General features: G+C 74.2%; 25 protein-coding genes. 10 read left to right on the top strand and 15 right to left on the bottom strand.

Features of this window, described 5'->3' with window-relative positions; translation table 11 throughout:
* Positions 1-8: 8 nt before the first annotated feature.
* From ACN27C_RS10380 to hisC, 3 genes are read left to right on the top strand one after another with little or no spacing between them, the layout of a single operon-like run.
* The gene (locus tag ACN27C_RS10380; RefSeq protein WP_422751036.1) at positions 9-713 is read left to right on the top strand and encodes an RDD family protein; all 705 of its coding nucleotides are present in this window, start codon (positions 9-11) and stop codon (positions 711-713) included.
* The gene (locus ACN27C_RS10375; RefSeq protein ID WP_422751035.1) at positions 710-1,732 is read left to right on the top strand and encodes an RDD family protein; all 1,023 of its coding nucleotides are present in this window, start codon (positions 710-712) and stop codon (positions 1,730-1,732) included. Before ACN27C_RS10380 ends, ACN27C_RS10375 begins: the two co-directional genes overlap by 4 nt.
* Positions 1,729-2,832: a histidinol-phosphate transaminase gene (hisC, locus tag ACN27C_RS10370; protein ID WP_422751034.1), complete on the top strand. Its 1,104-nt coding sequence runs from the start codon at positions 1,729-1,731 to the stop codon at positions 2,830-2,832. The genes ACN27C_RS10375 and hisC overlap by 4 nt, the downstream gene beginning before the upstream one ends.
* A 58-nt stretch (positions 2,833-2,890) precedes the next feature.
* On the opposite strand, the gene ACN27C_RS10365 is transcribed toward hisC, so the two are convergent.
* The 5 genes from ACN27C_RS10365 to ACN27C_RS10345 form a co-directional block, all read right to left on the bottom strand.
* Positions 2,891-4,144, bottom strand: coding sequence for a PQQ-binding-like beta-propeller repeat protein (locus tag ACN27C_RS10365; protein WP_422751033.1), 1,254 nt, complete (start codon positions 4,142-4,144; stop codon positions 2,891-2,893).
* Between the two features lie 67 nt (positions 4,145-4,211).
* Positions 4,212-4,694 (bottom strand): SRPBCC family protein, encoded by a 483-nt coding sequence (locus ACN27C_RS10360; RefSeq protein WP_422751032.1) that lies wholly within the window; start codon positions 4,692-4,694, stop codon positions 4,212-4,214.
* A gap of 111 nt (positions 4,695-4,805) precedes the next feature.
* The gene (locus tag ACN27C_RS10355; RefSeq protein WP_120572827.1) at positions 4,806-5,015 is read right to left on the bottom strand and encodes a DUF397 domain-containing protein; all 210 of its coding nucleotides are present in this window, start codon (positions 5,013-5,015) and stop codon (positions 4,806-4,808) included.
* A gap of 177 nt (positions 5,016-5,192) precedes the next feature.
* Complete coding sequence (gene fahA, locus ACN27C_RS10350) at positions 5,193-6,392, bottom strand: fumarylacetoacetase (protein WP_422751610.1); 1,200 nt, start codon at positions 6,390-6,392, stop codon at positions 5,193-5,195.
* A 53-nt stretch (positions 6,393-6,445) separates the two neighbouring features.
* Positions 6,446-7,312 (bottom strand): hypothetical protein, encoded by an 867-nt coding sequence (locus ACN27C_RS10345; RefSeq protein ID WP_357900288.1) that lies wholly within the window; start codon positions 7,310-7,312, stop codon positions 6,446-6,448.
* A gap of 94 nt (positions 7,313-7,406) precedes the next feature.
* On the opposite strand from ACN27C_RS10345, the gene ACN27C_RS10340 reads away from it, so the two are divergent.
* Positions 7,407-8,573 carry a homogentisate 1,2-dioxygenase gene (locus ACN27C_RS10340; RefSeq protein ID WP_422751031.1) on the top strand — a complete coding sequence of 389 codons (1,167 nt, stop codon included), beginning with the start codon at positions 7,407-7,409 and terminating at the stop codon, positions 8,571-8,573.
* Between the two features lie 55 nt (positions 8,574-8,628).
* On the opposite strand, the gene ACN27C_RS10335 is transcribed toward ACN27C_RS10340, so the two are convergent.
* From ACN27C_RS10335 to ACN27C_RS10325, 3 genes are read right to left on the bottom strand one after another with little or no spacing between them, the layout of a single operon-like run.
* Positions 8,629-9,669, bottom strand: a complete 1,041-nt coding sequence (locus ACN27C_RS10335) for an NAD(P)-dependent alcohol dehydrogenase (RefSeq protein WP_422751030.1) — start codon at positions 9,667-9,669, stop codon at positions 8,629-8,631.
* A gap of 45 nt (positions 9,670-9,714) precedes the next feature.
* A complete protein-coding gene (locus ACN27C_RS10330; RefSeq protein ID WP_364803182.1) occupies positions 9,715-10,881 on the bottom strand; it encodes a tetratricopeptide repeat protein in 1,167 nt (388 codons plus the stop codon).
* Between the two features lie 50 nt (positions 10,882-10,931).
* Entirely contained in the window at positions 10,932-12,284 is a 1,353-nt protein-coding gene (locus tag ACN27C_RS10325) for a BTAD domain-containing putative transcriptional regulator (RefSeq protein ID WP_422751029.1), read from the bottom strand.
* A gap of 174 nt (positions 12,285-12,458) precedes the next feature.
* Here ACN27C_RS10325 and ACN27C_RS10320 point away from each other — a divergent pair, with 174 nt between their 5' ends.
* Positions 12,459-12,989 (top strand): hypothetical protein, encoded by a 531-nt coding sequence (locus tag ACN27C_RS10320; protein WP_422751028.1) that lies wholly within the window; start codon positions 12,459-12,461, stop codon positions 12,987-12,989.
* A gap of 38 nt (positions 12,990-13,027) precedes the next feature.
* Here ACN27C_RS10320 and ispF read toward each other — a convergent pair whose 3' ends face one another.
* The gene (ispF, locus tag ACN27C_RS10315) at positions 13,028-13,510 is read right to left on the bottom strand and encodes a 2-C-methyl-D-erythritol 2,4-cyclodiphosphate synthase (protein ID WP_422751027.1); all 483 of its coding nucleotides are present in this window, start codon (positions 13,508-13,510) and stop codon (positions 13,028-13,030) included.
* 165 nt (positions 13,511-13,675) lie between these two features.
* Between ispF and ACN27C_RS10310 the strand changes: the two genes are divergently transcribed.
* Positions 13,676-14,782: a hypothetical protein gene (locus ACN27C_RS10310; RefSeq protein ID WP_422751026.1), complete on the top strand. Its 1,107-nt coding sequence runs from the start codon at positions 13,676-13,678 to the stop codon at positions 14,780-14,782.
* 9 nt (positions 14,783-14,791) lie between these two features.
* Here the strand turns inward: ACN27C_RS10310 and ispD are convergent, their stop codons facing one another.
* Both ispD and ACN27C_RS10300 read right to left on the bottom strand, forming a co-directional pair.
* Positions 14,792-15,487 (bottom strand): 2-C-methyl-D-erythritol 4-phosphate cytidylyltransferase, encoded by a 696-nt coding sequence (ispD, locus tag ACN27C_RS10305; RefSeq protein ID WP_350815395.1) that lies wholly within the window; start codon positions 15,485-15,487, stop codon positions 14,792-14,794.
* Between the two features lie 53 nt (positions 15,488-15,540).
* A complete protein-coding gene (locus tag ACN27C_RS10300; protein ID WP_013288937.1) occupies positions 15,541-16,026 on the bottom strand; it encodes a CarD family transcriptional regulator in 486 nt (161 codons plus the stop codon).
* A gap of 328 nt (positions 16,027-16,354) precedes the next feature.
* Between ACN27C_RS10300 and ACN27C_RS10295 the strand changes: the two genes are divergently transcribed.
* Entirely contained in the window at positions 16,355-17,050 is a 696-nt protein-coding gene (locus ACN27C_RS10295) for a hypothetical protein (protein WP_121685896.1), read from the top strand.
* A 63-nt stretch (positions 17,051-17,113) separates the two neighbouring features.
* Here ACN27C_RS10295 and ACN27C_RS10290 read toward each other — a convergent pair whose 3' ends face one another.
* The 4 genes from ACN27C_RS10290 to ACN27C_RS10275 all read right to left on the bottom strand — a co-directional run bounded on the left by ACN27C_RS10290 (position 17,114) and on the right by ACN27C_RS10275 (position 20,939).
* Positions 17,114-17,716: a hypothetical protein gene (locus ACN27C_RS10290; protein ID WP_422751025.1), complete on the bottom strand. Its 603-nt coding sequence runs from the start codon at positions 17,714-17,716 to the stop codon at positions 17,114-17,116.
* Between the two features lie 39 nt (positions 17,717-17,755).
* The gene (locus tag ACN27C_RS10285; RefSeq protein WP_121685905.1) at positions 17,756-18,808 is read right to left on the bottom strand and encodes a type III polyketide synthase; all 1,053 of its coding nucleotides are present in this window, start codon (positions 18,806-18,808) and stop codon (positions 17,756-17,758) included.
* 165 nt (positions 18,809-18,973) lie between these two features.
* A complete protein-coding gene (locus ACN27C_RS10280) occupies positions 18,974-20,140 on the bottom strand; it encodes an acyl-CoA dehydrogenase family protein (protein ID WP_422751024.1) in 1,167 nt (388 codons plus the stop codon).
* 40 nt (positions 20,141-20,180) lie between these two features.
* Positions 20,181-20,939 (bottom strand): methyltransferase domain-containing protein, encoded by a 759-nt coding sequence (locus ACN27C_RS10275; protein ID WP_421499105.1) that lies wholly within the window; start codon positions 20,937-20,939, stop codon positions 20,181-20,183.
* Between the two features lie 45 nt (positions 20,940-20,984).
* Between ACN27C_RS10275 and ACN27C_RS10270 the strand changes: the two genes are divergently transcribed.
* The 3 genes from ACN27C_RS10270 (at position 20,985) to radA (ending at position 24,250) form a co-directional block, all read left to right on the top strand.
* Positions 20,985-21,815, top strand: coding sequence for a UbiA family prenyltransferase (locus ACN27C_RS10270; RefSeq protein WP_422751023.1), 831 nt, complete (start codon positions 20,985-20,987; stop codon positions 21,813-21,815).
* Between the two features lie 141 nt (positions 21,816-21,956).
* Positions 21,957-22,697 (top strand): hypothetical protein, encoded by a 741-nt coding sequence (locus ACN27C_RS10265; protein ID WP_422751022.1) that lies wholly within the window; start codon positions 21,957-21,959, stop codon positions 22,695-22,697.
* A gap of 104 nt (positions 22,698-22,801) precedes the next feature.
* Complete coding sequence (radA, locus tag ACN27C_RS10260; RefSeq protein ID WP_422751021.1) at positions 22,802-24,250, top strand: DNA repair protein RadA; 1,449 nt, start codon at positions 22,802-22,804, stop codon at positions 24,248-24,250.
* Positions 24,251-24,290 lie beyond the last annotated feature (40 nt).

Here is a 24,290-nt window from a genome sequence, read left to right as displayed (position 1 = left end):
CTGTCCGCGTGACCCAGCCTCCTCCGAACCCGACGCCGCCGCCCGCCGGACATCCACCCGCGGGCGGCGGCTTCGCGCCGCCCGGCGGACCGGCGGTGCCCGCACAACACGTGCCTCCGGGGTACGCCGGCCCGCCCGGCTACCCGCCGCCCGGTTACCCCCCACCCGGGTACGCCCCGGCGCCCGTGCCGCCCCCGGTGGCGCCGAACGGGCAGCCGCTGGCGGGCTTCGGCGACCGGCTGCTCGCCTACCTGATCGACACCGCCGTCGCCATGGCGGTGATGATGGCGCTGTTCGTGCCGGTCTTCTTCCTCGTCTTCTTCCGGATGATCGACGAGATGGAGCAGGCCGGCCCGAACGGCCCCGACCCGGTCGAGGTCTGGACCAGCGTGTTCCTGCCGCTGCTCGCCGCCGAGCTCGGGGTCCTGCTGCTGATGCTCGCCTTCTACTGGGTCTACCACGTCGAGTACGCCCGCCGGACCGGGCAGACGCTCGGCAAGAAGGTGATGAAGCTGCGGATCGTCCCGGTGCAGCCGGACGCCGCGCTGACCCGGGGCATGCTCGGCAAGCGCTGGCTCGTCGAGTTCGCCGGCGGCATGTTCGTGCCGTTCCTCAACTACCTCGACGGTTTCTGGCAACTGTGGGACAAGCCCTGGCAGCAGTGCCTCCACGACAAGTTCGCCGGAACCGTCGTCGTTAAGGTTGGCCCGTGAGTTTGGAACCCGGCTGGTACGTCGACCCCGCCGACACGGAGACCCGCAGGTGGTGGGACGGCGAGGGCTGGATCGGCGCGCCGATCCCGGTCGACGTCACCCCGCCCGACGGCCCGCCGCCCCCCGAGCCCGAGCCCGCGCCGGCCACCCCGACGCCCGCCGCCGACAAGCCGGCCTCCGGTCCGGGCAGCCGCACCGACGCGACCCCGACGTCCGGCACCCCCGGCCGGCCGGGCCCGTGGCCGGGCCAGCCGGGTCAGCCGGGTCAGTCCGGCCAGGCCGGGCCGTGGCCCGGGCAGCCGGGACAGCCGGGTCAGCCGAACCCCTGGCCGGGCCAGCCCGGACAGCCGGGTCAGCCGGGCATGCAGGGACCGCCGCCGGGCTGGCCGTACCCGCACTGGCCCGGCGCGCAGCCGGTCCCGCGCCCGCACGGACTGCCGCTGGCCTCGTACGGCGCCCGGCTGGTCGCGCGCCTGATCGACCTGGGCATCGTGTTCCTGCTCAACGCCGTGGTCAACGGCTGGTTCGTCTGGCGTTACGTCGAGGCGGTCTCCCCGTACCTGCGTGAATCGGTACGCCGGGCGCTCAACGGCGACACGTCCACCGAGGGGCTGCCCCAGATCGACGACCAGGCCGGCGGCCTCCAGATCGCCATCCTCGTGATCGCCACCGCGCTCTGGTACGCGTACGAGGTGCCGTCGATGGCGGCGCGCGGTCAGACCTTCGGCAAGCGGCTGATGGGCGTACGCGCGCTGCCGGTCGAGGCGGACCAGCCGCTCGGCTTCGGCCGGGCCACCCGGCGCTGGAGCACGCTCGGCCTGCCGACGCTGCTCTGGTACTGCTGCGGCCTGGGCCTGCTGCTCCAGCTCATCGACGCGGTATCGCCCCTGTTCGACCACCCGCTGCGCCAGGCCCTGCACGACAAGCGGGCGCAGACGGTGGTGGTCCAGCTCCCCCGCAAGCGTGACACCAGTACCGCCCCGCCCGAGAGCGCCGACACCCCGGGAGACACCCCATGACCGAGACCGGACGCCACCAGCCCTCGCTGCGGCTCACCCGCGCCGACCTGGACGCGCTGCCGAACTACGTGCCCGGCCGCAGCCCGGCCGACCTGGCCCGCGAGCTGGGCCTGGCCGAGGCGATCAAGCTGGCCAGCAACGAGGTGCCGTACGGCCCGCTGCCGGGCGTGGTGGAGGCGGTCGCCGAGGCGGTGGCCGGTTCGCACCGCTACCCGGACATGGGCGTGGTGGTGCTGCGCCAGACGCTCGCCGAGCGGTACGGCGTGGACGCCGACCGGATCGCCACCGGCTGCGGTTCGGTGGCGCTGGCCGAGCACCTGGTGCGCGCCACCTGCCTGCCCGGTGATGAGCTGCTCTACTCGTGGCGCTCCTTCGAGGCGTACCCGATCATCGCGGCGACCAGCGGCGCGACGAGCGTGCGGGTGCCGAACGACGCCGGCCACGGCCACGACCTCGACGCGATGGCGGCGGCGGTGACCGACCGGACCCGGATGGTCCTGGTCTGCAACCCGAACAACCCGACCGGTACGGCTGTGCGCCGGGCCGAGCTGGACCGCTTCCTCGACGCGGTGCCGGACGACGTGCTCGTGGTGATCGACGAGGCGTACCGGGAGTTCGTCACCGACCCCGACGTGCCGGACGGCCTGACCTACCTGGACCGGCCGAACGTGGCGGTGCTGCGCACGCTGTCCAAGGCGTGGGGCCTGGCCGGCCTGCGGATCGGCTGGCTGGTCGCGGCGCCGGAGGTGGCCGCCGCCGTCCGCAAGGTGGTCACGCCGTTCTCCACCAGCATGGCCGCCCAGGCCGGCGCGCTGGCCGCGCTGGCGCAGGCCGACGAGGTGGAGCGGCGGTGCGCGCTGGTCGTGGCCGAGCGGGACCGGGTCACCGAGGCGCTGCGCAAGTTCGTGCCGGACGTGCCGGAGAGCCAGGCCAACTTCGTCTGGCTGCCGCTGGGCGAGCGGGCGGTGGAGTTCGGCCGGGCGTGCGAGGCGCGTGGCGTGATCGTCCGGCCGTTCCCGGGCGACGGGGTGCGGGTCACCATCGGCACCCCGGCCGAGAACGACGCGTTCCTGGCCGCCGCCGAGGCCGCGCTGGCCTGACCGGACGCGCCCGGCGCCGGTCCGTCAACCCCCTACGGACCGGCGCCGGGCGTCCGGATCAGGTCACGGCGAGCAGCACCGGCTCGGCCATCAGGAAGTAGCCCTGGTCGTCGTCCTCCGGAGCGGCGCTCTCCCGCAGCCGCTCCACCGCGACGTAGCCGTCCACCGCGTACGCCCGGCCCGGCCGCCAGCCGATCCCGTCCCGCCCCAGGTCGAGCACGAAGATCGACCGGGTCGTCCCGGTGAGCGGGTCGACGGTGACCAGTTCCCGCCGGTCGGTCAGCAGGTGCACCCGCCCCGGCTCGGTCGCGAGCACCCGGGCCGGATGGATGTCCGCCCGGCGCCACAGCTCCTCGCCCGTACGCGCCGAGCGCCCGACCACCACCGGGCCGGACGTGTCCACCGCCCGCTCGCCGTCCAGCACCGTGTCCGGGTGGTCCAGGCCCGGCGCGGCGGCCGGCTCGCCCGGGTCGGTCACCAGCCAGCCCCGGCTGCCCGCGCCGTCCGGCCCAGCGGTACGTAGCCCACGACACCCGGAGTGCCCGTGTGGGCAGCCCACCGGCGTTAGGACGAGTTGCTCCGGCGCGTCCGGCGGCCGCCAGCGGGTCCGCACCGTACCGGTCGCCGCGTCCCGCAGCTCGACCGCGGCCGGGCCGTCACAGCGGTCCACGCCGACCAGCTCACCGCTGGCGGTCGTGCCCACGTCGGACCGGCAGCCCCGGGCCACGTCGGCGCGCCAGAGCCGGCGGCCGTCGGTGAGGTCGTAGCCGCCGAGCCCGCCCGGACCGGTCGCGAGCAGCACGGTCCGCCCCTCGGCCGTACGCGCCACGTGCAGACCGGCCGGATCCCAGACGGTGGCGGCGAAGGTGCGTCGCGGCTCCGGCACCGACCCCGGATGCGGGCCGTCGGCCCGCCAGGCCACCCGGCCGGTACGCGCGTCGAGCGCCACCAGCTTCCCGTCGGACCAGCGGCTGACCACCGTGGTCCCCTCGGCGAGCACTCCGACCAGCGTCGCCGGCCAGCGACGGAAGGACCAGAACGGGGTGACCCGGTGCCGCCCGGTGACCGGCTGGTCCGCGTACACCTGACGGGTGCCCGCGTAGACGCGGAGCCGGCCGTCCACGACCAGCGGCGCCACCGGCAGCCGCGCGAGCACCCCGGCGGTCGGCGCGGGCGCCGCCGGGTAGGGCTTCCGGGCTGCGGTGTCGACCTCGGCGGGCGCCAGCACCCGGACGACCACGGCGACCGACGCCGCGACGGCGAGCACCGCCACCAGCGCCACCACGACCCGCCGCCTCGGGGCCTTCGCCATCCGTCACCTCCGCCCCGGCACCCTACCGGCCGGGTGCGTGCCGGGTACGGGGAGCGGCCGGGTCGGCTCAGGCGGCCTCGGTGGATCGGGCGGGACCGGCGGCCAGGGCCAGGTCGGCCAGGTCACGCCGGAGCGCGCTCTCGACCGCGCGGGCGGCCAGGCCGCCGAGGATCAGGGCCAGCACCCGCCCGTACGCCCGGGTCGGCACCGCCTCCTGCTCGACGGTGACCTCGGTGCAGCCGCGCCGCCGGCGCTCGACGGTGCGCAGCGTCCAGGTGATCCGGTAGTCCGCGCCGGCGCCGCGCGAGCCGAGCACGAGGCGGCCGGGCGCGACCGCCTCGATCACCTCGAACTCCTCCGGTTCGGTGCCGCCGTCCGGCCGGGCACGGGTCTCCCGCCATATGGTGCCCGGTCCGAACCCGCCGGCGCCGAGGACCTCGACCGCGTCCACCGCCGACAGCCAGTCGGCGCGGGCCGGGAGGTCGGTGAGCAGCCGCCAGAGGTCGGCGTCCTGCGCTTCGATGAATGCGGAAACCGTCACCGTCGACATGGCACCTCCCGTGTCGTACACGGTACGGGCCGTGACCGGAAACGGGGAGCCTCCCGGTGACATTTCCATCACCGGTGCCCCGGCCGGGGCACCGGTGTGGTTCGCGAGTGGTCAGCCGCCGAACGAGCCGCCCCGCAGCGCGGTGACGAACGCGGCCCAGCCCGGCGGGCTCACCGCGAGCGCCGGACCGTCCGGGTCCTTCGAGTCGCGTACGCCCACCACGCCGTGCGCGGCGACCACGTTCGTCGCCACCTCGACGCAGAGGCCCTGATCGTTCGAGCGGCTGCTGGTGCGCCAGACGGCACCGGTCAACTCGGTCATGCTCGGTCCTTCCTGTTTCGGCTTCCGCGGGTACGCCCCCCGACCCGGCACCACCCGCGGCTCCGGTTCGACCGGGAGCCGCCGTCCGGGGCGTACGTGATCCGAGCGATCAACGCCGAAGGAAACGGCCCCGGTCGCACATCGGGTGCGACCGGGGCCGGTTCGGAAGGTCGGAATTCAGCGGGCCGGAAGGATCGTCCCGGTGACCTCGCCCAGCGCGACAGTGGTGCCGTCCGGTCCGGGCGCGGTGGCGGTGATCGTCACCGTGTCGCCGTCCTCCAGGAACGTCCGCTCGCTGCCGTCGGCGAACTTGACCGGCTCGGACCCGCCCCAGGTCAGCTCCAGGAACGATCCGACCTGGCCGCGCTCCGGACCGGAGACGGTGCCGGAGGCGTAGAGGTCGCCGGTACGCAGCGACGCGCCGTTGACGGTGAGGTGCGCGAGCTGCTGGGCCGGGGTCCAGTACATGCCGGCGAACGGCGGCTCGGCCACCCGCTCGCCGTTCCACTCGACCGACAGCGTCAGGTCCAGCCCGACGTGCGGGGTGCCGCGCAGGTAGTCCTGCACCGGCGGGTCCTGGTCCGGCGCGGGCACGAACGCGTCGGCCAGCGCCTCCAGCGGCGTCACCCAGGCCGAGACGGAGGTGGCGAACGACTTGCCGAGGAACGGTCCGAGCGGCTGGTACTCCCACGCCTGGATGTCCCGGGCCGACCAGTCGTTGACGAGCACCACGCCGAAGACGTGGTCGGCGAAGTCGGCCACCGGCACCCGCTCGCCGAGCCGGCTCGGCACGCCCACCACGAAGCCCACCTCGGCCTCGATGTCCAGCCGGACCGAGGCGCCGGTGGTGGGGCCCTGCGCGCTGGCCCGCTGGCCGGTCGGGCGGATCACCGGGGTGCCGGAGACGACCACCGTGCCGGCCCGGCCGTGGTAGCCGATCGGCACGTGCTTCCAGTTCGGCAGCAGCGGCGGCTGCCCGGGCCGGAAGATCTGCCCGACGTTCGAGGCGTGGTGCTCGGAGGAGTAGAAGTCGACGTAGTCGGCCACCTCGAACGGCAGCGCCATCTCGACCTCACGCAGCGGCACGAGCAGCGGTTCGACAGCCGCCCGGTGCTCCGGCTCGGTGAGCAGCTCGACGATCCGCTGCCGGACCGCCGTCCACTGCGGGCGGCCGAGCGCCATGAAGGCGTTGAGCGCCGGCTCACCGAGCGCGCCGCCGGCCAGCACCAGACCGGCCGCCTCCGCACCGGCGAGGTCCAGCGCGAAGTCACCGATGCGGACGCCGACGCGCGGCTCGCCCTCGCCGTGCCGGAACACGCCGTACGGCAGGTTAGTCACCCCGTACGGCGACCCCGCCACACCAGGTACCCAGCTCATGCCGTGCCGACTGGGCATGCCCTCACGGCCCTCGCTCCGCTCGGTGCGTTCGCTCATGCCTCGTAGCCTCCGTTCACCAGCCCCAGCCGGATCAGATCGGTCAGTGGTTCGGCGATGCTGCACGAGCCGTACCCGACCCAGAGCGGGCGCTCGGCGTCGCGGTGTGCCCGGGCCGGCTCGACCACGCGTACCGGGTCGGTGGCGGCGAGCAGCTCGGCCACGCCGTCCACCTCGGCGCCCCCGACGGCGGCCAGCGTGGCGCCCAGCACGTTGACGAAACCGTGGTGGTTGAAGCCGGTCTCCGGGTCGCGGTGCCGGATCGCGTGGTGCAGCCCGGCGGTGAGCTTGAACGGCAGCTTACGGTCCCGGCACGCGCAGATCACCGCGGCCAGCTCGACCGGGGTGGGGAACAGCTCGGCGGCGAGCCCGCCGGTACGGAACTTGGCCGCCACCGGCAGCCCGCCGGCGCGCGCCTCGGCGAGCGTGTCGAGCGCGCCCATGAGCCCGAAGGTCAGCGGGATCTCCGCGTACACGGCCGCGCCGTCGAGCCGGTCGGCGAGCGCGAGCAGCTCGGACAGCCCGGGTTGCGGGTCCTCGCCGCGCTTGGCGACCGGCGCCTCGATCTGCCGGGCGGTCACCCCGTCGGGCGCGAGCGCTTCCAGCGCCTGCGGGAGCTGGTCCAGGCCGGTGTCGCCGATCAGCCCGATCACCAGGCCCTCGGCCGGGTCCACCAGGCCGTTCAGCGACCCGCGCTGGATCTCCGAGGCGGGCAGCAGCAGTGGGCCGACCATGTCGGCGTACCAGGCCGTGCGGTGGGTGCGGTGCGCGGTCACCGCGTCGGGCAGCGCGGCGTTGCCGGGCGGGAAGACCGCGGCGTCGTCCACCAGGCCGGAGAGGAGGCGGGGCACCTGCGTTGACACGAGACAAGAATGTACGGGACGCTACGAGGAACGGACAACAGCGTCCGATTATCGGACGCCACCGGCCGGAGAACGGGACATATCGGGAGGTGAGATGCCGTACTACCGCAGCGTCGGCGACGTGCCGCGCAAGCGCCACACCCAGTTCCGCCAGCCCGACGGCACGCTCTACGCGGAGGAACTGGTCGGCCAGGAGGGCTTCTCCTCCGATTCGTCGCTGCTCTACCACCGGCACGCGCCGACCGCGATCCTCGGCGCCGAGGAGTACGCCCCGCCCACAGTCACCCGCGTGCCGAACCTGCCGCTCAAGCCGCGCCACCTGCGCACGCACAAGCTCGACGGCACCGGCGCGGACCCGGTGCTCGGCCGGCAGTACCTGCTCGCCAACGACGACGTACGCATCGCGTACGTGCTCGCCGACCGGCCGTCGCCGCTGTTCCGCGACGCCACCGGCGACCACTGCCTCTACCTGGAGGCCGGGTCGATGCGGGTCGAGTCGCCGTTCGGCGTGCTCGACGCGGTCGCCGGCGACTACGTCGTCATCCCCACCTCGACCATCCACCGCCTGGTGCCCACCGGCGACGAGCCGACCCGGCTGCTCGCCGTCGAGGCGTCCGGCCACATCGGGCCGCCCAAGCGCTACCTCTCCGTACGCGGGCAGTTCCTGGAGCACGCGCCCTACTGCGAGCGCGACGTCCGGGGACCGGACACCCCGCTGCTGGTCGACGGCGAGGAGGTCGAGGTGCTGGTCAGGCACCGCCGCGGATGGACGAGGTACGTCTACGCCAACCACCCGTTCGACGTGGTCGGCTGGGACGGGCACATGTACCCGTGGGCGTTCTCCATCCACGACTTCGAGCCGATCACCGGGCGGATCCACCAGCCGCCGCCGGTCCACCAGACGTTCCAGGGTCCGAACTTCGTGATCTGCTCGTTCGTGCCGCGCAAGGTGGACTACCACCCGGCCGCCATCCCGGTGCCGTACAACCACCACAACGTCGACTCCGACGAGATGCTGTTCTACACCGGCGGCAACTACGAGGCCCGGCGCGGCTCCGGCATCGAGCAGGGCTCGATCTCGCTGCACCCGTCCGGCTTCACACACGGCCCGCAGCCGGGCGCGGCCGAGCGGTCGATCGGTGCGGAGTTCTTCGACGAGCTGGCGGTCATGGTGGACACGTTCCGCCCGCTCGACCTCTGCGACGCGGCCGCCGCCTGCGAGGACGACGGCTACGCCTGGACCTGGGCGCGCAAGTCCTGACGTACGCGAGAAGGGGCCGCGCCCGGCACGGACGCGGCCCCTTCGCACGCGGTCGTCAGAACGTGGACGCGTCGATGACGAAGCGGTAGCGCACGTCGGAGGCGAGCACCCGCTCGTACGCCTCGTTGATCTTCTCGGCCGGAATGACCTCGATCTCGGCACCCAGCCCGTGCTCGGCGCAGAAGTCGAGCATCTCCTGGGTCTCCGCGATGCCGCCGATGTTCGAGCCGGCGAACGACCGCCGGGCCGGGATCAGCGAGAACGCGTGCACCGACAGCGGCTTCTCCGGCGCGCCCACGTTGACGAGCGTCCCGTCCACCGCCAGCAGCCGCAGGTACGCGTCCATGTCGAGCGTCGCGCTGACCGTGTTGATGATCAGGTCGAAAGAGCCGGCCAGCGTGGTGAACGTGTCCTCGTCGGAGGTCGCGTAGTAGTGGTCGGCGCCGAGCCGCAGCCCGTCCTCCCGCTTCTTCAGCGACTGGGACAGCACAGTCACCTCGGCGCCCATCGCGTGGGCCAGCTTCACCGCCATGTGGCCGAGACCGCCCATGCCGATCACCGCGACCCGGCGGCCCGGCCCGGCGTTCCAGTGCCGCAGCGGCGAGTACGTGGTGATGCCGGCGCAGAGCAGCGGCGCGGCGGCGTCCAGCTCGATGCCGTCCGGGATGCGCAGCACGAAGTCCTCGGTGACCACGATGGCCTGCGAGTAGCCGCCCTGGGTCGGCTCGCCGTCCCGGCCCACCCCGCCGTACGTGCCGGTGCTGCCGTTGCGGCAGTACTGCTCCAGGCCCTTGCGGCAGTTGTCGCACTCCCGGCAGGAGTCGACCAGGCAGCCGACGCCGACCCGGTCGCCGACGGCGAACTTCGTGACCGCGGAGCCGACCTCGCGCACCACGCCCGCGATCTCGTGACCCACCACGATCGGGTAGCGCGCCGGGCCCCACTCGCTGCGCGCGGTGTGGATGTCGGAGTGGCAGATGCCGGAGAACCTGATGTCGATGAGAACGTCGTCCGGTCCGAGATCCCGCCGCTCGATGGTGGTCGGGGCGAGCGGTTCGGTCGCGGACGTCGCCGCGTAGGCGTTGACGGTGAGCACTGATTCCCGCTTCCTTCAGCCGGTGTTTCCGGTCCTCCTACCCTCTCACCGGCGAGCGAACGCGGTGAATCCGGCCACCACCGACGCGGTGATCGCCCCGACCAGCGGCCACGGGCCGCCGACCAGCGCGTACGCCAGCAGCAGCACCACAGCGGCGGCGGCCGCGTAGACCGGCACGACCAGGCCGCGCGACATCGCCTCCCGCAGGCCCGGCCGCCACGTCGCCGGGCGCCGCAGCAGCACCGCCACCCCGGCCACCGCCAGCACCGCGAACAGCCGGGACGCGCCCGGCGAGGCCGGGGCCAGCGCGGCTACCAGCACGCTCCCGAACAGGGACAACCCGGCCACCGACAGCAGGAGGCGCCGGATGCCGTCGTCCACGGTCCGGACCGGGTCGGGACGGGCCACCGGCAGGTCGGCCATCGCGGTCAGGTGTTCCAGCGTCTCGGCGTACCGGCGCCGTTCCAGCCGGGCCACGCCCACGTCCTGCCCCGCCTCGCCCAGCTCCGGGTCCAGCCGCAGCGCCTCCCGGTAGGCCCGCTCGGCCAGGTCGAACAGTTGCAGCCGCACCGCGACCAGGCCGAGCACCAGGTGCGCCTCCGGCTCGTCCGGCGACAGCTCCACCCCGCGCCACGCCGCGTCCAGCGCCGCCTGCCCGTTGCGCGACGCGGAGAGCAGGGCGGCGGCACTGCGTTGCGCGTACGCGTCGCCCGGCGCGCGCGCCAGGATCTCGTCGGCGGTCGCGGCGGCGGGCTTCCAGCGTTCGAGGTCGAGCAGCGCGAACCCGCGCGCCACGAGCGCCGGCACGACCTCCCCGGCGGCGGGCGTCTCCGCGCCGGCCGCCTCCTGGGCGGGCGTCTCGTCGGCAGCGGCCCCGGCACCAGGCGGCACGGCGCCGGGCACGTCGCGGGTGGTCGTCTCCGCGGCGAGCGTCCCGAAGGCGGGCGGCTCAGAGGCGGGCGACTCACGCTCGGACGTGCCACCGGCGGCGACCACCGCGGTCTCGGCGGCGGCGAGCGCCTCGGCCGGCCGGTCGGCGGCCAGGTGCATCCGGGCCAGCATGGTCAACGCGGGCAGGTGCGCCGGCTCGGCCGCGATCAGCGCGGTGAGTTCGCCGATCCCCTCGTCGTAGCGCCCCAGCTCGGCGAGCAGGTGGGCGCGTTGCAGGTAGCCGTCGGCGGCGGACTGGTCGGGGGCGGCGTCACTCGGCATCCCGGCGAGCGTATCCGCCCGGCCCCACCGCGCGCCGAGGGTGCCCGGCGTCAGGCACTCCGGCAGGACGCGCCCGCCCGGCCGCCGCACGTCCCCAGGCTGCACCACCGGCGCAGCCCGCTCTCGTCCAGGAACAACCACCCGCACCGCCGGTCCGGGCAGACCCGCACCGTGAACCGGGCCGGATCGGCGAGCAGCTGCGCGCCGCTGAACGCGGCGGCGTGCACCGGCAGCCGCAAGCCGGCCGCCAGGTCCGGCCACCAGCGGCCGCGTCCGTCGGCCTCACGCCGGAAGACGAGCGTACGGGCGGCGGCCTCGGCGGCCCGCGCGACAGTCTCGAAGGCCGGGCCGTCGTCCGGGTCGACCAAACTGGCGTAGAGCGCTGCGCGGAGCGTACGGGCCTCGCCGAGCACCGCCTCCGCCGTTTTCGGGTCGCGGCGGGCGAGGTGCAGCAGGCGGTTCGTCGAGACCTCGTCCACCAGCCCGACGTGACCGGCCCAGACGGCGAGGGTCCGGAAGCCGCGCAGCCACTCGGCGCCGGGCAACGGAGGCTCGTGCCCCCAGCCGGCGAACGTGTTGCAGAAGTCCAGGGCCGGGTGGCCGCCCACGCTCCACGGCAGGCTCTCGTCGCCGACCCGGATCTCGTGCATCGGCCGGCCGGCCCGGTCCAGCCGGTCGTCGCCCGCGAGCACCCGGCGCTGCACCTCCCGGAGCCGGGGCCCCGGCTCGACACCGAAGTCGGCCACGAGCAGGTCCCGGGTGGCGCGGTAGAGGCGCAGCGCGTCGGCCCGCCGGTCACCCCGGTACAGGGCGGTCATGAGGACCGCCACGAGGTGTTCCCGGGTCGGGTGCCGGGCGGCCAGCGGCATCAGTTCGGTGATCGCCCGCGCGTGCTGCCCCAGCGCGAGCTGCGCCTCGGCCCGCAGTTCCACGGCGACCAGGCGCAGCTCCTCGACCGTGCCGTGCAGCCGGTCCCGCAACTCGTCGTCCGCCGCGTCGGCGAGCAACGGCCCGCGCCAGAGGGCGAGCCCTCGGTCGAGCGAGCGCACCCGCTCGGCGGGATCGGCGGCTCTCCCGGCCGCCCGGACCAGGTCGGCGAACTCGTCGACGTCGACCCGGTGCCCGTCCTCCTCGACCACGTAGCCCTCGCCCCGGGTGCTGATCCGCACCCCGTACGGGTTGAGCGAGCCCCGCAGCCGCCCGATGTACGTCTGCACCGCGCTCCGGGCCGTGGCCGGCGGCCGGCCGTTCCAGAGCAGGTCGATGAGGCGGTCGGTCGGCACGACCCGGCCCACGTCGAGCAGCAGCACCCCGAGCAGGCAACGCTCCTGGCGCCGGCTGCCGACCTCGACCGGCCGGCCGTCGTGGCGGGCCTCGAACGGCCCGAGCAGGCGGAACTCCATACCGAACAGGACGATCCGGCCTGGGCCGGGGGTTGTCGCCCGGCGGTGATCGCGTGGTGAGGATCGCGCCCGGCCGGGTCCGCCCGCTCGACGGGGGCCACCCGGCGCGGTGAGCCGGTGGTGATCCGCCCCGGTGATGCTCGCGGTCCGGACCAGCGACGGATGGAGTGGAACATGCGGTTCAGGATGAGTATCGCGGTGGCGAGCGTCGTGGCGGCGGTGGTCGCGGCCCTGCCCGGCTCGGCGTCCGCCGCGCCGGAGCGGCATCCCGCCCCGGGCGCCTGGGAGCCGGCGCCCCAGGCCGCGTTCGAGATGCCCGCCGGCGCGCGATGCGAGTTCGCGGTACGGGTCGAGCCGATCGTGGACGAGGTGCGGAAGCTCACGATCGAGACCTACCCGGACGGTACGCCGAAGCGGGAGCTGTTCACCGGCGCACTGATCAACCGGGTGACGAACCTGGAGACCGGCGCCACGTCCACGGCGGACGCGAGCGGCACCTCCCTCGTCGTCTACCGCACCGACGGCTCGATGACCTGGTACGTGACCGGGCCGGTGCTGCTCGGCTTCCGGGAGAACGCGGGCACGCTGCCGAAGGGGCTGTGGATCGTCGACGGCCGGTTCCGGGTGGAGTTCTCCCCCACCTACGACAAGACGATCACGATGCTCCACGGCACGACCCACGACGTCTGCACCGACGTCGACTGATCCGCCGGACGCGGTGGCCGGCGTCGCCGGTCACCGCGTCAGCCGGCCGGCGCCTCGTAGACCAGGGCCACCGCGATACCGGCCAGTCCCTCCCCACGGCCGGTGAAGCCCAGGCCGTCGGTGGTGGCCGCGGAGACGGTCACCGGCGCGCCGACCGCCTCGGAGAGCACCCGCTGCGCCTCCTCCCGGCGCGGCCCGATCTTGGGGCGACTGCCGACCACCTGCACCGACACGTTGCCGATCTGGAAGCCGGCCGCCCGTACCCGGCGCGCGCTCTCGGTCAGCAGCGCCACCCCGGACGCGCCCGCCCACTCGGGCTGGTCCACCCCGAAGTTCGCGCCCAGGTCACCGAGACCGGCGGCGGAGAGCAGGGCGTTGCAGGCGGCGTGCGCTGCCACGTCGGCGTCGGAGTGACCGGCCAGGCCGTCCTGGTCCGGCCAGTGCAGGCCCGCGACCCAGCAGGGCCGCCCGGCCGCGAACGCGTGCACGTCGGTGCCGACAGCCACCCGAGGAACGATCATGACCAGAGGGTACGCGTCGCGCCTTGACGGCGGCCCGGGCTGTGGTTAGCTTTGGTTGTTGTACGCCCCAGTGTCGCCTCTGCCTCGTGCAAGCGCCTGGGGCTCTTTCTTTGCCGTCGGCGCGGCGGACGATGCCGTGCGCTCGTCACGCTTAGCATCCATCCCGTGACGCAGCACCCCCATGCTCGAACGGTGCACCACTGGATCTCGCCCGGCAGGTTCCACCCCTATCTGGCTGCCGCCGGTGGCGACGAAAGCAAAGCCTGCGAGTTGTACGAGTGGAGCGTCGCGCTGACAGGCGCGTCGTTCGAGGCGTTCCACTACGTCGAGGTCGTCACCCGCAACGCGATTGATCGGGAGATGAGAGCCCACCTCAACGAGCCGGACCGCGGCATCCCGTGGTTCCTCCTCGAGGTCAGCGGTAAGCGCCACGTGCAGGACGGGATCGACCGGAACGTCGCCGAGGTCCGCGCGCGCTTGCGTCGAGACCATTCCCGGAAAGAAACCCGCGACCAAATCATCGCGAGCTTGAGTTTCGGCTTCTGGGTCTCGATGTTGGGCTCGGAGCACGAGCAACTGTGGCGGGATGCCCTGCACCTTGCCTTCCCATACTCGTCTGGCAAGCGCCACGACGTCGCCAGCGCGATGAACGCTCTCCGGGTGTTCCGCAACCGGCTTGCCCATCATGATTCGCTCCTCGCCACCGACGTGCCGTTCCGCCTCAGTCAGATGATCGACGTCGTCGGGTGGGCCGACCCGGATGCCGCCCGCTGGCTCAGGATGATCGAGCGGGTGACCGACGTACACCGACTGCGCCCAGCCGCCCGCAACGACACGGTCGTGGTCCCCGCCAAGAACGCATGGGGGCTCTACCAGTCGGCGCGCGCGTACGTCTGCCAGGCGGGCAGGTCATTTCAATCTGTGGATCATCTGGCCTTCTACTCGCAGCGCCAGATCCTTCCGGAGGTGCCCAAGATCCTCTTTCGGCTCGACAACGTCGATTGGACGGTCGGCGAGGTGAACCGGCTCCGAGCGACGGGCGAACGGCGCGACGCACTCGTCGCCGACATCATCGAGGTCAGCCGGAAGCACGGGTGGACCGAGGGGCGTTATCAGGTGTTCGGACTCACGGCGCCGGGATCGGCCGGCCACCTGACGCTGCCGACGCCGATCCCGCACCACGGCCGAGGCAGGGGTAGCGCCTTCACACAAGGCCAGCGGTATGTCGTCCGAGACCGCCTCCGCCGGGCCAGATCCACCGCCGACCTGTGAGGCGGCGCGTCAGGCGCCTGTGGCCAGCAGGTGTTCGGCCAGGGCCAGGTCGAACGGGCGGGTGATCTTCAGGGCCATCTCGGAGCCGGGTACGCAGGTCACCGCGCCCCCCTGCTTCTCGACCAGCCCGGCGTCGTCGGTCAGCGCGTCACCCGCCGACCGGTGGGCGGCGACCAGCACCGACCGGCGGAAGCCCTGCGGCGTCTGCACCGCGCGCAGCGCTGACCTGTCGACGGTGCCGAGCACCCGCTCGGTCGCGTCGACCTCCTTGATCGTGTCGACCACCGGCAGCACCGGGATCACCGCGTCGTGCCCGTCGCGGACCGCCGCGGCCACCGACTCGACCAGGTGGGGCGGGGTGAGCGCGCGGGCCGCGTCGTGCACCAGGACGATCTCCGGACCGGCGGGTACGGCCGCGAGGGCCGCCGCCACCGACGCCTGGCGTTCGGCACCGCCGGGCACCACTGTCACCGGGGCGACGGGGGCCAGCATCGCGCGTACCGCCTCGACCTCGGTCGCCGGCGCGGCCACCACGATCGTGTGCACGGAGGGGGCGGCGGCGATCCGGCGGACCGCGTGCACCAGCAGCGGCTCGCCGGCGAGCAACCGGAGTGCCTTCGGGGCGCCGGGTCCGAGGCGTACCCCGGCACCGGCCGCAGGAACGAGGACCGCGACGTCACCGCGCGGATTGAGCTGCGCGGTCACGTCGCGGTCCTCGGATTCGTTCGCTGCGGGGTGGGTAGAGGCAGAGGCGTGGATCAGGCCTCGGTCAGCACCTTGTCGAGCAGCGTCTCGGCCTCGTCCTTGGTGCTCTTCTCCGCCAGCGCGACCTCGCCGACGAGGATGTCACGAGCCTTGGCGAGCATCCGCTTCTCGCCCGCCGACAGGCCCCGCTCCCGCTCCCGGCGCCACAGGTCGCGGACGACCTCGGCCACCTTCAGCGGGTTACCGGAGGCCAGCTTCTCCAGATTCGCCTTGTAACGCCGCGACCAGTTGGTCGGCTCCTCGGTGTGCGGTGCACGGAGCACGTCGAAGACCTTGCCCAGGCCCTCTTCGCCAACCACTTCGCGCACACCCACGATCTCGGCGTTCTCGGCGGGCACCCGGACCGTCAGGTCACCCTGTGCGACCCTCAGGACGAGGTATTCCCTGGGCTCGCCCTTGATGACCCGAGTCTCGATTGCCTCGATGAGTGCGGCCCCGTGGTGGGGGTAAACAACGGTCTCGCCGACACTGAAAACCATAGGTTCGAAACCCCTTTCGCTGTGTCTAGGGTAACACGCTCAGGCACCGATGTCTCACCGCTGTCCTGACCGTTGGCGCAGCTCAGGGGCCCTGTGAGAGGTATTTCTTCAGCTTGACAGGCGGTCAAACCGATGCTTTCGACACGCTCCGTGAGGAACACGTGACAACCCGGTAACGGGTGACGGGAGCGTCCAGATCTAGGGCAATGCGCTCCTTCCATGGTAGCTCCGCAACTCGGTCCGCGCCCAGGTGTGGCGTTACGGCGGCCGGTGCGGGACGCTGGTGAGGGACGTGACGTCCGCTCACCGAGACGTTCCTGGGGGTCCGATGGGCGTGCCTGACGCTGACGGCCAGGGGCCGCCGGACGGGCTGCCCGGCCTGCCCCCGGAGTGGGGCCGGGTGGTCGTACCGGACGACGCCTCGGCGCTCGCCGACGAGGCCCGGCAGGTCCGCCGGGAGCTGCGCCGCGCGCGGCAGGGCTCCGGCCGGCGTACCGGTCCGGCCCGACTCGGGCTGCCCGCGCTGATCCTGCTCGTGTCGGTGCTGGTCACGCTCGCCGGGCTGGCCGCCGTCACCTGGCCACGTGCCGGCGCGCGGTCCGGCGCGCCGACGGTGCTCCCCCGCTCCACCACCGCGCCGCAACCGGTCGGCCCGCTGCCCGCGCTGGACCTGGTCGGCGCGGACGACACGCCGGTACCGCTGCGCAGCCTGCTGCCCTCCATGATCATCCTGGTCGACGCCTGCGCCTGCGCCGAGCAGGTCGGCACCGCGGCACGCGCCGCCCCGCCCGGCGTCACGGTGGTCACCGTGACCGAGGGCCGCAGCGCCGGACCGGCGAGCGTCCCCGGGGTACGCCCGCTCGGCGACCCGGCCGGCGGGCTGCGCTCCTACCTGCACCTGTCGCCCCACCCCGGCACCGCCGCCGCGCTGCTCGTGGACCGGCAGGGCTCACTGGTCCGGGTGGTGCCGGAACTGGGCCCGCTGTCGGACTACGGCGCCGACCTGGCCCGGCTGGGTGGCTGAGCCGCCGGGGGCGAGGACGCGAGCGGGGCGGCCGAGCCGCCGACGCGGGGCGCGCCACAGCGGTCAGTAGAGCGCTTCGAGCCGGGCGTCCAGCTCGGCCCGGCCGCGTACAGCGGTGAACCGCACCAGCACCGGTGCGCCCGTGCCACCCAGCAAGGGCAGCTCCAGTCGCCCGCCGCACCGGAGGAACCGACGTGCGTCGCCGGACCCGGCACCGGAGAGCTGCACGGCGACCGCCCCGTCCCCGGAGCAGCTCACCGTCAGCCGATAGTCGTCGCCCCGCGAGGGGTTCACCTGCCGTACGACGGGCGGCCCGTCCGGCGTCAACGCGGACGTCTCCCGCCACACCACGTGCGACACCTGGAGCACATGCGAGGTGCCGTCGTCCTCGACCCGGATCACCACCGACCGGTCCGGTGCCGTGGCCGGCGCACGGAGTGCCCGGGCCGTCGGGTCGCGCCCCGGTCGTGCCGGCCAGGCGTCGCCTGTCGACGGGTCGACCCGCCAGGTGCGGGCGATGGGTTCGGCGCTCCGGGGCGGCGCCGGCACTGCCGTGACCGCACCCGGCTCCGGTGCCGCCGACCGCCACCAGGCCGCGCCGGCCGCCAGCGCCAGAACGGTCAGGACGGCCAGCAGCACCCGCCCGTCCCGCTCCTCGGAGGCCATGACGGCAGCGTATCCGCGCGGCCCGGGCGGGGCGAGCCGTCAACCCACCCGTTCCAGCAGCACCGCGTAGAGCGTCAGGCCCGGGCCGAACGCGAGCATCACCACCCAGCGCGGCGGTGACGGCTCCGTACGCCACAGCCGGTCCAGGATCAGCAGCACCGTCGGCGACGAGCAGTTTCCGTGCTCGGCGAGCGTCCCCCGGGACGCGGCGAGCCCGTCCGGCGGCAGCGCCAGCTCACGCTCCACCACGTTGAGGATCCGCGGCCCGCCCGGGTGCACCGCCCAGCCGTCCACGTCGGAGCGCTCACACCCGTGCCGGGCCAACAGGTCGTCGACCAGATCCTGCACGTGCCGGGAGAGGACCTGCGGCACCTTCGGCGACAGCCCCATCCGGAACCCGGTGTCGGTGACGTCCCAGGTCATGTGGTCGGCGGTGGACGTGTCGGTGACCGAGGTGACCTCGCGCAGCGCGTACCCCCGGCCGCCGGGGACGACCACGGCGGCGACCGCGGCGTCCGAGAACAGCGCGTGGGAGACGATCTGCTGGGTGTCCACCCGGGCACCCGGCGGCTGGATGTGCAGGCTGGTCAGCTCCGCGCAGAGCAGCAGCGCGGGCCGGCCCCGGGCGGTGACGAAGTCGCTCGCCGCGCCCAGCCCGGGCAGGGCCGCGTAGCAGCCCATGTGCCCGACGAACATGCGCTGGGTACTCGGGGACATGCCCAGGTCCCGGGCGAGCAGGATGTCCAGCCCGGGGGTGGCGTACCCGGTGCACGAGCAGACGATGAACAGCCCGACGTCGGCGGCGTCCAGGCCGGCGGCGGTGAGTGCCCGGCTGACCGCCTCCTTGCCCAGCGGCAGCGCCTCGACCTGGTAGCGGCGCATGCGGCGCTCGGTCGGCCACTCCGAGACGTCCTCCAGCAGCGGATTCACCGCCGCCTGCCGCCGGGTCACGCCCGAGTTCGCGAAGATCCGCTCGGCCAGCGCCCGGGTGTTCCCCTGGAAGTGCCCCGCGAAGAAGCCCGTCCACAGCTCGTCCTGCATCGCGGCCGGCGGTTGCGCCGTACCCAGACCCGCGATCACCGGTATGCCCACGTCCCCCACCCCTCGCCCTTCACTCACTCCTCGCGCCCAATTTGGTCACAGCGCCGCCTTTCGTTCGCGACTGCGGGGCTCGCAAACCCGGCTCACTCCTCGCGCTCACCGTGCCGCCCTTCGTTCGCGACTGCGGGGCTCGCAAACCCGGCTCACTCCTCGCGCTCACCAACGAGGGAGCGCGCTGTCCCGGTCCGGGTCGCCGCCGAGTGCGGCGATGCCGAGCCAGTCGGCGCACACGTCGGACGTGGCCGGATGCAGCGAGCCGCAGCGGGCGTCCCGGTAGAGCCGCTCCAGCGGATGCCCGCGCCGGGTCGCCGACGTGCCCGCCGCCTCCAGCATCGATGCCGCCACCTCCGCGGCGGTCGTACCGGCCAGCAGCTTGGCCCGCCACACCCAACGGTTCGTCTCCGCGTCGCCGGGCGCCTCGTCGACCCGGCGGGCCGCCTCGGCGACCACCAGTTCGGCGGCGGCGGTGGCCGCGTCGGCCCGGCCCAGGCGCGCCCGTACGGCGGGCAGGCCGGCGAGGTTGCGCGCGTTGAGGTGCTCGGCCGCGGCGTCGATGGCGGCCCGGGCCACGCCGACGTAGACCGCCGCGTAGCTCGCCACCAGCCAGTGCGGCATGAGCTGGGCGACGACCAGGGCCAGCCCCTCGACGCCGCCGAGCAGCCGGTCGGCCGGGACCGTCACGTCCAGGTGCACGTCGTGCGAGGAGGTGGCCCGCATGCCGAGCGAGTCCCAGGTCGACTCGACCGTGATCCCGTCCCCGGCCGGCACCAGGAACTGCGACACCACCGACTGGTCGGCGGCGCTGCGGGCGGCCACCAGGTAGCCGTCCGGGTGGCCGGCGCCGGAGCAGAACGTCTTGCTGCCCTTGATGTGCCAGCCGCCCTCGACCGGCTCGTAGACGGTGCTGAGCTGGGACAGCCGGGCGCCGGCGCCGCGTTCGCTCATCGCGACCGCGTACCAGGCGCCGTCGGCCGCCGCGCGCAGCAGCCGGTCGCGCGCCGCGAGCGCCTCGTCCGGTACGCCGAGCGCCTCGGCCAGTTCCTCGTTGACCGCGCCCAGCGCGCCGGTGACCGAGGCGTGCATGTTGAACACCAGCGCGGTCGCGCCGTTGCCCCGGGCCAGTTCGGTGGCGACCGCGGCGTACTCCGCGAAGCTCGCACCCGTACCGCCCAGCTCGGGCGGCACCATCAGGCCGAACAGCCCGGCCGCCCGCAGATCCGCGAAGTCGTCCACAGGGAACGAGCCGTCCCGGTCGTGCTCGGCCGCGCGGGCGGCCAGTCGCGGCGCCAACCGGCGGGCCGCCTCCAGCGCGTGCACAGTCATGTCGCCCCCTCCTCGCGTCCTTTACCCCGGGCGGCCCCGGCTACCCGCCCCGGCGCCCCCAGCCCTGGTACAGCACCGCAGTCGACCGGGTCGGCACGATGCGGGGTTCGGTCCGGTCCGGACGGTCGGCGCCGCCGCGCACGCGGCGCAGCAGCCAGGCCAGCGTGCCGCCCAGCTCCGGGCGGACCCCGCGCACCGTCAGCGACACGCCGTGCCGGGCGCACTCGGCGACCAGCGCGCGGGCGTCGACGAACAACCGCGGATCGTGGATGCCGCGCGGCACTGTGGGCAGCCGTTCGCCCAGCTCCACCGCGACCAGCCGGGCCAACAGCGTGTCGTTGAGCGTGTCCAGCACCAGCAGGCCGCCCGGGCGCAGCAGCCGGCACGCCTCGGCGACCGCCCGCCGCCAGTCCGGCACGTGTTCCAGCAGCTCACCGGCGGAGACCACCGCCGCGCAGCCGTCGGCCAGCGGCACCGCCGTCGCGTCGGCCTGGACCACAGTCACGCCGTGCGCGGCGGCCTGGTCGAGCGCGGAGCGGGTCAGATCCACCCCGACGTGGCGGTAGCCCTTGCCGGCCAGGTGCGGCGCCAGCAGACCGGCGCCGCAGCCCAGGTCGACGAGCAGATCGTCCGGCGTGGACGCCGCCGGCACCAGCGCCGCCCGGGCCCGGGCCAGCCAGTGCAGCATCGCGAACGCGCCGTCCGGCCGCCACCACTCACCGGCCAGGTCGTCGTACTGCCGCGGGTCGTTCGGCGGCAGCACCCGGTACGGAGTGGACACCGGCGACGCGTCGGGCATGCGTCGAGCGTGGCACGACTGCCCGGTAACGACCAGACTTCCCTTATGTCGACACGGGTGTTAGGGCTGGTCAGGGCGAGCCATCCGGAACCCGCGGCGGCGGTCACAGTCGTCGCCGCGCTGCTCGCCGCCGGCGTCGGGCACTCCGCGGCAGGCGTGGTGGCGGTGGCGCTGACGGTGCTGGCCAGCCAGCTCGCGGTCGGGTGGAGCAACGACCTGATCGACGCCGACCGGGACGCGGCGGTGGGGCGTACCGACAAACCGGCGACCACCGGCGAGGTCACCCGGCCGACGCTGGCCCGGGCCACCGCGGTGGCCGCCGTCGCCGTGCCGGTGCTGGCGCTGGCCGGCGGCCCGGCCGCGGCGGCCTGCGCCACGCTGGGCCTGGTCTCCGCGCTGCTCTACAACCGGCCGCTGAAGTCGACGCCGGTGTCGGTGCTGCCCTACGCGGTCTCGTTCGGCGCGCTGCCCGCGTTCGTGGTGCTCGCGCTGCCCGGCTCTCCGGTGCCCCCGGCCTGGCTGGTGGCCGCCGCCGCGCTGCTCGGTGCCGGGGCGCACTTCGCCAACGTGCTGCCGGACCTGGCCGACGACGCCCGGACCGGGGTGCGCGGCCTGCCGCACCGGTTCGGGCCGGTGGGCAGCCGGCTGGCCGCCGCCGGGCTGCTGCTCGCGGCCACCGTCGCGCTGGTCCTCGGCCCGCCCGGGCCGCCGTCGTGGACCGGCCTGTCGGCGGTCGCCGCCGCCGTCGCCGTGCCGGCGGTCGGCTGGTACGCGGGACGCGCGACCGCCGGACGCTCGGCGACCGCCTTCCGGGCGGTGCTGGTGGTGGCGCTCATCGATGTGGTGCTGCTGGTGACGAGCGGCCGGCTGGTCTGAGGAGTCCCCTCCGAGGTGGCATTGCCGGGTCCGCGTGCGGGCCTCGATCAGCTCCAACTACCCTGGAGCGCGGTCTGCGCGGGTATGGCCACCCCGTGCCCGGGGGTCGACCGGGCGGGGATCGTGACGAGGAGGACCGACGTGACGCGCTCGATCAGGGGTTCCCGGGGGCCGGCCCTGCTGCTGGCCGGCACGGCGGCGGCGAGCCTGCTGCTGTCCGGGTGCGGCGCCGGGCAGATTTCCGAGACCGCCAACAAGATCCCGTCGGTACAGGGCGTCAACGTCCAGACCTCCGACAACCTGTACAAGGTGCGCGGGCTCTACGTGCAGTTCCCGGGCCCGAAGGGCTACGAGGCCGGGTCGAACGCGCCGGTCAACGTGGTGATCTACAACGACAGCGAGAAGCCGGTGACCGTGACGGTCACCACCGACAGCGCCCGGGAGATCGTGCTCACCGGTTCCGGCGCGGGCGAGAGCGGCGCGGCCACCCCGACCGGTTCGCCCACCGAGCCGGCCACCGCCTCGCCGACCGCCACCGACCCGAGCGCGTCGCCGAGCCAGTCGCTGGAGACGTCCGAGTCGCCGTCGGCCAGCCCGTCGCCGAGCGAGTCCGCGCCCGCCGGCCAGCCGGCCCGGATCGAGATCCCGGCGCTCAGCTACGCGCAGCTCAACGCCGGTAACCCGAGGTTCCTGCAGCTCATCGGCCTGAACCAGAAGCTGCTCGTGGGCCAGCAGGTCAACCTGACCTTCGACTTCGGCAACGGCAAGGTCATCAAGACCCCGGCGCCGATCGGCATCCCGCTGACCCCGGAGGCCACGCCGTCGAAGATCGTGGAGCCGCGGCACGTTGGTGAGGACAGCGGCGTCGAGGGCGGCCACTGACCTCTCCCCTTCTTCCGTCGGCACCGCCGTCGTGGCCAGCGCCACGCCGGCGGTGTCGCCGTTCCGGGTGGGCTTTCGTCGTACGGGCCGGTTAGCGTCCGGTGGTGACCACGCCCCGATCGACCCCCTCCCGTGCCGGCGCCGGCCGCGGTCGCGCCTCCACCCGCGAACCCCGCCCGGCCTACGAGTGCGACGCCTGCGGCCACCAGCCCCCGAAGTGGGTGGGCCGGTGCCCCGAGTGCGGCGAGTGGGGTTCGGTGGTCGAGTGCACCGTCACCGGCCCGATGGTCTCCGGCCGGGTGGTCAGCTCACGGATGCCGGCCGAGCCGGCCCGGCCGATCGCCACGATCAGCGCCGCGCCCGCCCGGGCCCGTCCCACCGGTGTCAGCGAGCTCGACCGGGTGCTCGGCGGCGGGCTGGTCCCCGGCGCGGTGGTGCTGCTCGCCGGTGAGCCCGGCGTGGGCAAGTCGACGCTGCTGCTCGACGTGGCCCAGCAGTGGGCGGCCGGGGCCGGCAGCCCGTCGCTGGTGGTCAGCGGTGAGGAGTCGGTCAGCCAGGTGCGGTTGCGCGCCGAGCGGATGGGCGCCCTGCACGACCAGCTCTACCTGGCCGCCGAGAGCGACCTGTCGGCGGTGCTCGGCCACCTCGACGCGGTCAAGCCGGGGCTGCTGGTGCTCGACTCGGTGCAGACCATCTCGACCACCGGCACCGAGGGCGTGCCGGGCGGTGTCACCCAGGTCCGCGCGGTAACCGCCGCCCTGGTCGCGGTGGCCAAGGAGCGCGGCATCGCCACCGTGCTGGTCGGGCACGTCACCAAGGACGGCCAGGTGGCCGGCCCCCGGGTGCTGGAGCACCTGGTCGACGTGGTGCTGCACTTCGAGGGCGACAAGCACTCCTCGCTGCGCATGGTGCGCGGCGTGAAGAACCGCTTCGGCGCGGCCGACGAGGTGGGCTGCTTCGAGATGCACGAGGGCGGCATCAGCAGCCTGGCCGACCCGTCCGGCCTGTTCCTGACCCGCTACTCCGAGCCGGTGCCGGGCACGTGCGTGACGGTGGCGATGGAAGGGCGCCGGGCGCTGGTGACCGAGGTGCAGGCGCTGATCGGGGCGACGGTGGCCGGTTCCCCCCGGCGTACCGTCTCCGGCCTCGACAGCGCCCGGCTGGCCATGGTCCTCGCGGTGCTCCAGCGCCGCACCGAGCGGCTCACCCTGCACGACCGGGAGGTCTTCGCCGCCACCGTCGGCGGCATCCGGGTGGTCGAGCCGGCGGCCGACCTGGCCGTGGCGCTCGCTGTCGCCTCCGGCGGGCTCAACCTGGCGCTCAACCCGCATCTGGTTGCCATCGGCGAGGTCGGGCTCACCGGCGAGGTCCGCCGCGTCGGCGCGGTGCCCCGCCGGCTGGCCGAGGCCGCCCGGCTCGGCTTCCGGCTGGCCCTCGTGCCGCCCGGGTGCGGGCCGGAGAGCAGCGGCGCCGGGCCGGAGAACATGCGGGTGATCGAGGTCACTGACGTGCGATCCGCCCTCCAGGCGGCCGCGCGCGCGTCGGCGGAGTGACACGGTGGGATCCGCCGGGCGTTTCCCGGCAGGCCACGCA

The organism is Micromonospora sp. WMMD1219, assembly GCF_049315215.1.
Lineage (GTDB): Bacteria > Actinomycetota > Actinomycetes > Mycobacteriales > Micromonosporaceae > Micromonospora > Micromonospora tulbaghiae.
The sequence above is the reverse complement of the archived record's forward strand: the minus strand, read 5'-3'. Positions and strand labels throughout refer to the sequence as shown.